General features: G+C 39.8%; 9 protein-coding genes. 6 read left to right on the top strand and 3 right to left on the bottom strand.

The window, feature by feature from the left end:
- Positions 1 to 3: 3 nt before the first annotated feature.
- The 3 genes from BSCG_RS16610 to BSCG_RS16620 form a co-directional block, all read right to left on the bottom strand.
- Positions 4 to 732: a DUF3990 domain-containing protein gene (locus tag BSCG_RS16610; RefSeq protein ID WP_008775717.1), complete on the bottom strand. Its 729-nt coding sequence runs from the start codon at positions 730 to 732 to the stop codon at positions 4 to 6.
- Positions 726 to 1,007, bottom strand: a complete 282-nt coding sequence (locus tag BSCG_RS16615; RefSeq protein WP_008775716.1) for a DUF3791 domain-containing protein — start codon at positions 1,005 to 1,007, stop codon at positions 726 to 728. The genes BSCG_RS16610 and BSCG_RS16615 overlap by 7 nt, the downstream gene beginning before the upstream one ends.
- A 145-nt stretch (positions 1,008 to 1,152) precedes the next feature.
- Positions 1,153 to 1,671, bottom strand: a complete 519-nt coding sequence (locus BSCG_RS16620; RefSeq protein WP_008775715.1) for a hypothetical protein — start codon at positions 1,669 to 1,671, stop codon at positions 1,153 to 1,155.
- A 620-nt stretch (positions 1,672 to 2,291) separates the two neighbouring features.
- Between BSCG_RS16620 and BSCG_RS16625 the strand changes: the two genes are divergently transcribed.
- Genes BSCG_RS16625 through BSCG_RS16650 form a run of 6 tightly spaced genes read left to right on the top strand, consistent with a single transcriptional unit; the run spans position 2,292 to position 11,883 of the window.
- The gene (locus tag BSCG_RS16625; protein WP_032841730.1) at positions 2,292 to 2,879 is read left to right on the top strand and encodes a DUF3575 domain-containing protein; all 588 of its coding nucleotides are present in this window, start codon (positions 2,292 to 2,294) and stop codon (positions 2,877 to 2,879) included.
- 7 nt (positions 2,880 to 2,886) lie between these two features.
- Positions 2,887 to 4,428 (top strand): DUF3868 domain-containing protein, encoded by a 1,542-nt coding sequence (locus tag BSCG_RS16630; RefSeq protein ID WP_004310757.1) that lies wholly within the window; start codon positions 2,887 to 2,889, stop codon positions 4,426 to 4,428.
- A 55-nt stretch (positions 4,429 to 4,483) separates the two neighbouring features.
- Positions 4,484 to 6,070, top strand: a complete 1,587-nt coding sequence (locus tag BSCG_RS16635) for an Mfa1 family fimbria major subunit (protein ID WP_032849502.1) — start codon at positions 4,484 to 4,486, stop codon at positions 6,068 to 6,070.
- Between the two features lie 3 nt (positions 6,071 to 6,073).
- On the top strand, positions 6,074 to 7,045 hold the full coding sequence (locus BSCG_RS16640) for a FimB/Mfa2 family fimbrial subunit (RefSeq protein ID WP_008775710.1): 972 nt from the start codon (positions 6,074 to 6,076) through the stop codon (positions 7,043 to 7,045).
- Positions 7,046 to 7,066: 21 nt separating this feature from the next.
- Positions 7,067 to 9,547 (top strand): fimbrial protein, encoded by a 2,481-nt coding sequence (locus BSCG_RS16645; RefSeq protein WP_008775709.1) that lies wholly within the window; start codon positions 7,067 to 7,069, stop codon positions 9,545 to 9,547.
- Positions 9,548 to 9,585: 38 nt separating this feature from the next.
- On the top strand, positions 9,586 to 11,883 hold the full coding sequence (locus BSCG_RS16650; RefSeq protein ID WP_032849501.1) for a DUF4906 domain-containing protein: 2,298 nt from the start codon (positions 9,586 to 9,588) through the stop codon (positions 11,881 to 11,883).
- The last annotated feature ends 48 nt before the right edge of the window (positions 11,884 to 11,931 follow it).

Raw genomic sequence — 11,931 nt, 5'->3', positions numbered from 1 at the left:
ATATTAACCTTGTCTTTTTTGTAGCTCTCTCATTAATTCATCTACAATATATGCATCGCTCATGAGATATAGATCTCCAAGTCGGTGGACAATGCGCTGGTAGCTTTCGCTATTATAAAATATATCAAGTGCCTGTAGACTGGAAATATGCAGACGGGTAGCAAGAAGTTCTACAATGCTGTAATATTTGCCTTGCATTACAATATCAGCATTGGGGATTTCTTTTGAGAGAGATGGGAAAGGCAAAAGTATAGCATCCACAAAATATAAGTGTTCATCAATTACTTTTTGGTTCGTAATACAAATTTGATTGTTAGGCTCTTGATGAATCAAACGTGACAACGCTTCTTCACGAGTGTAATCACCACGCATATAAAGGTCAATAGTACGTATCACACGGTCATCTGCTATACCGCCTTCTATTATGTCATAATCCTGCCATATAACATTCCCTTGTCGACATGCTACAACAAAATCCAGCCAATGTGCATCGTAAGTGGTAAAGTGCAAATAATGAAAAGAAGAGTTACGGCAGGCATCTATATCCAATGAATAAATATTGAGCCATACACTTTTTTCATGGCGAATATCAGCTGTGCGAAGAGCCCAACGAATAGCCTGATCCTTTAAATCAGTAAGATAAAAGCCCACTCCGAAATCAAGATTTGGTCGGCATACTCCAGCTAATGGTTGTTCTACACGGTAAGTAGAACCATGATAAACAGTTAACATGACTTATCTCCTTTTTGCTGTGTCGAAACTTGAAAAGGACGATAATCTTTCGGTAACCATTGTGGATCACGATGATAGATATATTCTAATAAAGAATCTACTATGTAGGCTTTGCCTTGGGTATGCAAAGTATCATAAAAAGCATTTATATAGCCGTCTATAGCACCTAATTCTTTTAGTTTATTATATACATCCGCACTATAGCGTCCTAACCGTTCAGCTGTATTCTCTATACAATAGATAATAAACTCTAATTGTTTTTCTTTGAGGGTCATATTATTTTCTCCTTTCTTATCTTAATCCATTAGCGAAAAAGATTAATATTAGCAAAGATAGAAAAGTTCCTTCTTTCTTCCAATTAATTAGTATAGTATATCACGTTTCCTTATGGAATATTAAATCAAAATCAATATACTTTCATTATAGTTTTATAGCTTTTTCTTCTTTCACCAATTTCCTCCATCTTTGAAATGCCCTCATCAGCGTTTCTTCCTGTACCAGTCCTACCATTTCGTAGTGCTCTACGAATTGTTCTATTGACTTTTTAAACATCACTCCTTTATTGAACTTATTTTCCAATAGAAAGGAGTATAATTCCGCTTTCATCTCCGTTTCTATTTCCTTTTCTATAATCAATGCACTATCGTTTCCGATATAGTTATAGACTTCCGGATTCTTCCCATTACGCGGTTTGGGCAGTACAAAGCAAATATTTCCAATTTCTTTCCATGAAGTATTTTGCGGATGAGGGACAGATAGTTGATGAAGGAAGTGATAAACTGGAGTAATGTGGGAGAGATGGATAGGGATAAGTCGTTTGGAAGAAGAAGGAGAGGAGGAATGAGACTGGTTCTCTGGATCGGGTTCTAAACTTTGTCGATATCGGACATACATATATCCAGCCAAATATGGCTTGATATTAATTGTAACTGTAACCATGGGATTTTTTTTTAAGTTTGTAATAAAAAAGTATGTATATACAGCCCTTTGGACTGTGAATTCCGTTTGGTTTATTGAGAATATTCCCATGGTTATCGGGACGGAATTCTTCTTTTTATAACAAATTAATATACAGCGTATTACAAATACTGTTTTTGGTTTAAAACCAAGGAGCCGTTCCTTTTAAAGGAACGACCTGTTTCTCACCGAGGAACGCCTTGTTCCTTTTAAAGAAACGGATGGCTCCTTAAAATCCGGGAACAAAACTAGGTGTAATATTCTGATCTTTCAAAACGCATAGTTGAAGTACTACAAGTAATATGTAAATATAAATAATCATTCTTATACATCGTTTGTTTTGCGCGTGTATAAACGTTCAGTATGTCACAAAAGATAATTGAATAAGTTGGATAACAATTTAACAATGTTTATCCGATAAGTCCTTTTTATAGTTATCTAACCCTCATTTAAGTGATTTATAGAACTATTTTGAACGAAACTTCGGAATCCATGTGCAATTTCAGAACGTTTTACTTTAATATATATTTATTTTGTAATTTCGCATTCGATAATCATTTATTAAACGCAAGCAAAAGCAAAATATTCGATATATGCATCTGATAAAAATACAATATATAGCAATTCTACTTTTGATATGTTGGGGAAGCATTTTAAAATGTTCGGCCCAAAAGGTAGCAGTAAAAACAAACCTGTTCTACGGTGCATATTCAGGTACTCCTAACTTGGGAGTAGAGTGGGGACTTTCTCCACGCACTACAATAGAATTTGGCGCCGGACTTAACTGGTTTACACCCAATAAAGCATCTTCAAATAAAAAACTGGTGCACTGGCTCGGTACAATGGAATATCGTTATTGGACATGTGAAAGATTTAGCGGACATTTTGGGGGGATACACATAATAGGAACACAATATAACATAGCCGGTCATCATTTGCCACTTTTATTCGGAGATAATTCCAGCCATTACCGATATGAAGGATGGGGAGCAGGAGGAGGCATCTCGTATGGTTATCACTTCCTTCTTAGTAATCGTTGGAGCCTTGAAGCAAATATAGGTGCAGGATATATACGGCTACATTATGACAAGTTCCGGTGTGAGACTTGTGGTGAAAAGGTCGGAACAGAAAACCGCAATTATTTTGGACCTACTAAAGCTGCAATCTCACTTATATTTCTTATAAAATAATACAACCATGACAAAATTAAAATCACTCCTATACCTGTTAATCATATTCCTGACCATTTCTTCTTTATCATACGGAGAAGAAAATCCCAAGAAATGGTATACAGGAATTATACAGCCAACAGCTCTTGAACTACAGCAAGCGGGAGATTCATTGCATATTCAAATACTTTACAACTTTGATAATATACAAGTCAGTTCCAATCATTCTATAGAACTGATACCAGTATTGATTGCTGCAAACCATCAGATGGAATTGCCGGAAATATCCATTAAAGGTCGTAAGAACTATCAGAATCTGAAACGTAAACTTGCTTTGATGAATACGCAGGAACATGCTTTTTACCAGTCAGAAGCTCCATACTCCATATTAAAAGGGTATGGAATGACTGGAAAAGAACAGATTCGGTACTCGTTGACAATTCCATTCGAGCCATGGATGAAGGATGCATATCTGAATGTAAAGAAAGAAGTGATGGGCTGTTGCAGGCCAGGCAGGTTACTATCAGCTATTCCTCTTTTTAGTGCTGTTACTTTGGAGAAACTTCCCGTCCCTTATCAAATCACTCCACATATTAGTTACGTACAGCCAAAAGTTGAACCAGTCAAAAGTCGTGAGATGTCATGTGAAGCATTTCTGGACTTTGTCGTATCAAAAACCGACATTAAACCGGACTATATGAATAATCCGATTGAACTAAAAAAGATATCCTCCATGCTTGCCGAAGTGAAAAATGATACAGCCATTACCATTCGTGGAATATCAGTCATTGGTTATGCTTCACCGGAGGGTTCTGTCCTTTTTAACAAACAGCTTTCCGAAGGACGTGCAAAGGCACTTGTTAATTACCTTCTCCCTCGTTTCCCTTTCTCTAAAGAATTATACAAGGTGGAATATGGTGGCGAAAACTGGGAAGGACTACGTAAAATGGTTGCAAGGTCTGACATGGCAGAAAAGGATGGAATTCTTCATATTATAGATCACATACCAGTTGAAATAAACTACCGAACGAATACCAGTCGCAAGAAATCGTTGATGTTATATAAACATGGCAATCCTTATCGGTTTATGTTGCGTGAGTATTACCCACATCTGCGTAAAGCAATCTGTAAAATAGAGTACGATGTTCAGAATTTTAATATAGAACAAGCAAAAGTGCTGATTCATAGTCGGCCACAAAATTTGAGTCTGAATGAAATTTATTTGGTTGCTCTAACTTACAAAAATGGTTCACCAGAGTTTATCGAATTATTTGAAACAGCCGTTAGCGTCTTTCCTGATGATAAGATTGCCAATCTGAATGCCGCTTCGGCTGCACTTTCACGTAAAGACACTCTTTTGGCAGAAAAATACTTAAAGAGAGCAGAGACTTCCACACCGGAATACGAAAATGCCGTGGGAGTATTACATCTGCTAAGAGGTGACTATGAACAAGCAAAGTTACATCTAAATAAGGCTGCTGAATCCGGATTGAAACAAGCAAATCTCAATCTGGAGGAATTAGCCAAAAAAGAAGAGAATATCGAATTGATGAGTAAACTAGATTATTGATTTTTTATATATTATAATTATCTTTTTATTTACAACATTTAAACATTTAACAATGATGAAAACAAGAAGTTTTCTATTATCTACATTGGCAGTTTTTATATTTGCCGGCTGTAGTAGTGAAGATGCCCGGGAAGGGAATATTCCGGGTGGTGAACTGGATGGCAAAGCGTATCTGTCGCTTTCGCTGCAAAGTCACACAGCTACTTCAAGAGCAGCGAATGTAGAAGAAAAACCGGGAAGTTCTGGGGAAAGTAAAGCAAAAGCCGTCAAAGTTTTATTATTTGACGAGGATGATGTGTGCCTTGATGTGGCTGATTTTGATGGTTTGACCGTTGGGAATAGCGGAGGAGAATCCGGTGGAACAGGGACCCCGGAAGCTGTAGCTAGCGATGCAAAATTAGTACCAGAGAAAACAAAAAAAGTATTTGTGGTTATCAATCCTTACACCGACGGGAGCAAAGGGTGGAATTTAACTGCGGATGCTGTAAAAGGTAAACCTTGGTCTGCAATTAACACTGCTATTGAAGCAGTTATTGCCAACATCGCTACCAATGATAATTTCATGATGGCGAGTGCAGGCGAAGGAGCTGGCATAGAAGGAGCATTGATGGGAGTAACGGTGCATAAGCCGGATGGATATACCCAAGACAAAATAGATGCGGCAAAAAAAGAAGCAAAAGACCATCCTGCAGAAATCTCTGTGGATCGATTGAGTGCAAAAGTAGAACTTGCGGTTAAAGATCCTTTTTCTACAAAACCTGACGGTGCCAAATTTACTTTTGGCGGTTGGGAATTAAGCGTTACCAATAAAAGTGTGAAACTGTATAGTGAACTTATCACTTACGATAATGCCACGACTGGAGCGGTTTATCGTCGGGATAAGAACTATTTAAAGAGCGAACAACCTGATATTAGTGATAATAGTACTATGGAAACTAATATGGATGCAGCTTTCAATTATCTAAAAAATATAGATAGCGAAAGTGAGGAGATGCCTGCTGTTACACAGAGTAAGGGAACAAGTCTGTATTGTCTTGAAAATACAATGGAAGCTAAGGCACAGCAATTAGGATTCACTACCAAGGTGGTAGTAAAGGCACAGTACACTCCTAATAGTTTGACTGAAAATAGTAGCTATTTCTCTTGGAAAGGAAACTATTATACATTAGAACAGCTTAAAGAAGAATACACAAAAACTGGTAGTGGCGGACTAAAAACAGACTTACCTATATTCTTAAAGAAAGCAAAGCTCGTGGCTGGAGATGCCGATCAAAGCACTATAAACAATTTTATTACAAACCTTCAAGCGAACGGACTTACTGCGAAAACCGGTATCATCGGACGTTTTTGTGCCGTGCGTTACTATCATGAATCTGTTTGCTATTACGATGTCCTGATCCGTCACGATCAGAATGTAACCGAAAAGATGGCTTTAGGCCGATACGGAGTAGTGCGCAATAACTGGTATCACCTTGACCTTCAGAGTGTGAGCGGTCCCGGAACACCGTGGATTCCCGATCCGTCTGATCCTGAAAATCCTACACCTCCGGGAACTGATGATGACGAATCAGATGCTTACCTTTCTGTAAAAATCAGTATCAATCCATGGACTTACTGGACACAAGGTGTTGATTTGCATTGATAAATGAGAATTAAAAGACACATAAAGAAATACAAAATAATCCTTGCCGCTTTGATGGTGGCAGGGATTACCGGTTGCGATGTCCTTCATGACGACCTCGATCAATGTGACCTCTTTCTAAAATTCCGATATGACTATAATATGGCAAATGAAGATTGGTTCGCCGAACAGGTGGAAGAAGTAAAGGTTTTCGTGTTCGATACGCAAGGAAAATATATACAGACATTTACCGAAAATGGCCATTCGCTAAAAAGTCCGGACTATTGTATGCTGATACCATATCGTTTGAAAGGCTGTACAGCTGTTGTATGGGCTGGAAAAACGGATAAATTCTATCAGCTTCCGACAATGGATACAGGTGATCCAATAAATAAATTAACGCTGAAATATGAGCCGGAAAACAACATAAGTAACAACCATCTTGATGCATTATGGCATAGCGGTCCTCTATTAATGTTTTCTTCGGAAAATATCAGTAATACGGAAAACGTCAGCTTGGTGCGCAATACTAATGATATAACGATAGGCATTATACGAGGAAATAATCCGGTGGATGCTTCAAAATATGACATACAACTAATAACTGCAAACAATTCTTATGACTATAAAAATAATGTAGGTGAGAGCAGCAAGAATATAATTTACCATCCTTGTTCAGTTGAAGAGAAAGACAGTAAGACCGCCCTACAAACCCGCCTTCATACTCTTAGATTTATTAAGGATGCTGACATGACTTTTTCTATCACCGAAAAAGCGTCAGGAAAAACGATAGACATCGGAGGAAAAACAACTATAAACCTTATTGACTACCTGTTGATGAGCAAACCGGAAATGATGGGCGATCAAGAATACCTCGACCGCAGATACGAATGGGATATCAACATTCGAATCGGAGATAAGGAAGAGAATGGCTACATTGCATTGAGTATAACCATCAATAATTGGACCTACTGGTTCCAACCAACAGATATGTAAATCGTTTTTTGAAGTGGAATTATGGCACGATTAAGGATGAATATAACTATCAACATAAAATTTTCGGCAAATGTCCTTCTTTTAACAATGTTTGCCCTGTTTACTTACTCTTGTACAAAAGAGAACGAAGTAACAGGCGCACGTATTTACGAAGGAGAAAAGATACCGATGAGTATTAAAATGGGGACGCGCAATGATACCACCGACAAAGATGAAGTCATAAATTCCGTACGTGCAATTGTGTTTAATGACAAGAACGAGCTGGTATACAACGACGTTTCTGATGCTTCCATAAATGTCGATGGCACATACACCGCTTCTATAAGAGCGGCACGGGGATATAACAACATTTATATCATCTGCAATGAAACATCGGAGCTTACCGAAAAGCTCTCTGCTATTACACTGGAAAATAAAATAGAAAAAGTGACATTCTCTGCCGTAGGTATCATTGCTCCTCCGCCCATGTATGGAAATGTGATACGTGCCTATGTGGAATCCCGTAGCGACGGAAAAAATGCCACAGTAACAATTAATAATATTAAAATGACGGAATTGCCTGTTAGCGTAACCCGCATGGTATCCCGCATCAGCTTTACAGCTATTAAAAATATAACTAATCCGGATGAAGATTTCAAAGTAACCAAGCTCACTGTTAAAGTATGTCGTATGCCGGTCGCCACTCCTATAGGAGAAGGGCAGGCATATACGGAAGATATTTGGTCGGATGACCTTACTATCCCGGGAACAGGCGAACTCAATAATAATGGTACATATACAATAAATGGAGATAACTACACCATACAAGACGGGATAGATTTTATAACAACTCCCGCTACCTATATTCCCGAACATATATTGTCCGACCCTCAAAATGCATCACACGCAACCTATCTTAAAATCGACGCGCAATGCGTGCTTAAAAACGGAAGTGCGCAAGTATTGAACTGTATCTATCTGCTGAATATCGGTCAGAATCCCCCTAAGAACCATAATCTGACACGAAACAACCATTATCAGATATACGCCACCATTACCGGTATGGGTGCAATGGGATTATATGCGGAAATAGTGGCAATGGAGGAACATGATATTACCATCAACTGGAAACCTATCGACGGGCTGGTCATTGTGAGTGACAAGGCGGCAGATTATGACGCGGTTGCCGATACATCCAGAAATGTGAATATATGGAATGATTTTAGTGTTTATTCGGGTATACTGAAAGCATATCATTCAGAGACGGGATATAAGGATGTCTTGTTCAAATACGGCAGCCTGATAGCCGTGCACAGTGACCCTGATACTGAAGATGGCACAAATTTCGTTCCACCTACCACTGCCGAAGCATTGAACGATGTACTTTGGTATCCCAGTTCATACGATCCCTTAACTATTACAGGATGGAGTAATGTCCCTTACCTGGCTGGCGGTGAAATCTCCGCAGGCAACACCCCTGAACAAGTCAAACAGGGCTTGGGAGATCCATGCAAACTCGCCGGTCTTTCCGAAACCCAAATCAGGGATATGGGAATCGTAGACAATGGGCAGTGGCATATGGCTACACCTGAAGAATATAATCATATTATAGCGGCATCAAATAATGAAGTAAGTTCGTACGGATACCTTTCGTACCATTGGCTGTTATTCCCTCACAACCGATACAGGGATGAATCCGGTGCGTCACGTGGAGACGGTACTACCGGATGTTACTGGAGCAACAACGCCTCTTTCTTTGATTTTTCAGGTACTCCGACGGTGACTGCAAACCTTCGAGCCGATAAGGACAGACGAAACGGATATATGGTTCGTTGCGTCCGCAACGAAATACCGGAAAGCTATATGCGAGTAGGCATTATCATCAGCCCTGATTATCAGGGAACGGAAAGCGGTAAAACAGCTTATTTTGGTATTGATTCGAATATTCCTTACTGGACGGCTACACTTGTCACTTCAGGAACGGATGTGGGAACGGCAACTACCGATGATTTCTCGTTTGAATCCGGAAATGATGCCGTACATACGACACACGGCAGCAATACCCAAAATATCCCTATATATGTCAAACGCAAAGAAAGTACTTCATCCCGTTCGTTTAGGGTAAGGGTGGAAGGTATCGGATTGGACGGACAGACAAAGAGTACACTACTCACAATTTCACAAGCCGGGTATCAGTTACGTGCCAGTTCCGAATTAAGCACTTTGGACGTTTTACCTCAAGAGGGAGGCACTTATAATCTAAATATCAAGCTTACTCCTACAGATGTCCCCATACCTGCGGGAAATTTGTATGTACAAGTTGTTTACAGTGGCGAACAAATAAGTGTCAGTGATAAAGTAGAGACTGCATCGAATACATATAGCTATCCTGTCTCAATAACAATCCCGGCAAACAAAAATCCGAGTCTTATCGGCATTACGGTTTATATCGTTTTAGAGAGAGAGACCGGAGTAGGTATTGCCATTAGCAGTCTGTCTATTGATCAGAAAGGTACCAAATAAGAAAAAGGATGAAAAATATGATGATAAGCAGATATAATATGAGAATAAAAAACAATGATAAGACGTATTTTCGGGCAGTTTGCATTGTTTTGTTTTCACTGGCATTTACAGGGTGTACAAAAGACGGCCTGAATGAGTTCGGTCCGGGAAATGCTACAGGAAAAGTGGTTATGGTTAGTTTGAATGTCAGTCTTCCGCCTATCGAAGAACCAACATCGACAAGTGAATATACTACTGTTAAGCCATTCTTGAGAAATGAAAACAGCTCTGATTCATCCTTCACAGTCGTATTGGAGCGAGAACAACGTGCGGCAACTACCAGAGTTTCCGATGGCACGACAAAATTACACAATCTCTGGCTTTTCCAGTTTAATGAGGATGGTTCCATGAATGGTAATCCCCATAAGTTGAGTGATACGGCGACTGCTATAAATGATATGTTGACAATAGATGTCCCCCTTGTAGTAGCAGAGAATCAAACCTTATACCTGTTAGTCTTAGGCCCCAAACTTGACTATGACATGAGTGGAGTGAGAACTCTTGATGAACTCAAAAAATGGAGCTTTGATTATCTAATAAATGTAGAAGGGCATACCCAATCACTTATCACCGCAGATGATGAAGTGCCGCTTGCCGGAGAAGTGTCGGGTATCACTGTTATGGATATCGACGGAGGTGACCATGGTTTGGTAGAATATAACAAACCGGCCGGCTTTGTGGGAGGTATTGCAATAAAGAAGTTGATGGCACGCATTACGTTCCGTTATAAACTCGAAGTGGAAAATTACAAATTGCAGGGTCTTAAATTACTGAATGTCAACAGCAAAGTGCGGCTCACCAATCCCGAGAAGAATACCGGTACGGATATTTATGTCACGTTTGAGATAGATAAATTTGATACCCCCGATCCCAATGGTTTCTATTCGGCAACGTGGTATGTTGCGCAGAATTGCCAGGGGACGGTAGAAAGCATAGCAAGTGAAAACCAACGCTATTACAAAGTGGTCAATGGGGTATCATCGGGTAGTGCCCCCATATTGGGTATGCAGATAGAGGCATGGGCATATTCTACCTTGACATCGGCAACTGGCGAGTATGCAATTTACCAAATGTATATCGGAAATAATAATACAAATAACTTCGATGTGGAACCCAATCATTTTTATAATTTGCGTACCACCATTAATGCGGACATAAACTCGGCGAAAAACGACGAGCGAATCAGGGCATACTCTGTCAGCCAGTATGTGGAGTTTCACGCCAGTTATAACGCGGAAGTCATTGGAGGTAAATTCGATGCTACATACAACGCTTCTAGTGAGAAATACGATCTGGATGCAGCTTATGAGGTCCGACCGATAGTTGTCCAGACTCAAGGACGGATGGTGGAAGTGGGTGTATATACAGATAAAAGCTGTACCCAACATCCCACACAGAGTTGGCTTCGCCTGTCTTCTTCTTCCAATTACACAGATGCGTATAATAATGCTAAAGAACCTTTGGATACATATATCAAGGCTAGCACCATACTCCCTACTCAATTGAAGTTTTATCTATATAATGATGAATATATTAATGACGGAGAGGGGAACTTTCCTGATCCCGGTGCAGATGCTACGAAAGGAAAACGATCCTTATATATTAAAGTAACTACCACGACAAATGGAGATGCGGGAGAGGCATTGCAAACTTCACATATATTTCGTTTAGACCAGCGGGCGGCAATTTACCTTGGACGTTTAGGAGGAGAGAGAAACGGGGATGGAAGTTACAATATGGGGTTAGTATACACTAGAATGTCTTCACGAACTACATCCCGGTTATTGGCAGATGTGAATCCGGGAACTATAAGAACTGGCTATGCGAGAATCAAAACGGCAGAATTACTCTATGGAACAGACAATATGGATAATGGTAAAACGGCGACCCGGCATTTGGCGGAAAATACTTACAATCAAAATTGGGTTGACGCTTATGTCCCGATTCCACAGAAAGATGCGTCCGGACATGTGTTATTGTATCAATATCAATACCCTGCCAGTACTTTTAGCGCAAGAGCGTGTTATGACAGAAACAGAGATGAGAACGGGAATGGGATAATTGATGAGGAAGAGTTCAAATGGTATCTTCCCGCGTCAAACCAGTTGTTAGGGCTTTGCGCGGCTGCTCTACCGGGGCTTGGGGGTGGAACCTCGACAACAGAGTTTATAACACCATCCTATAATTATTGTTATTTCTTAACTGCTTCCGGTGGTAAGCTTACGACTCCAGAAAGAACCTCCGGTTCAGATAGATGTGTCAGGGATGTGCCTCCCCCTTCTGATACTCCATATTGACCATAAGAATTTAACAATATAAATTGAAAAAGAAGTATGAATATATTT

Source organism: Bacteroides sp. 2_2_4 (assembly GCF_000157055.1).
Lineage (GTDB): Bacteria > Bacteroidota > Bacteroidia > Bacteroidales > Bacteroidaceae > Bacteroides > Bacteroides ovatus.
Note: the sequence above shows the minus strand (reverse complement) of the source record. Positions and strands in the feature narration are given on the sequence as shown.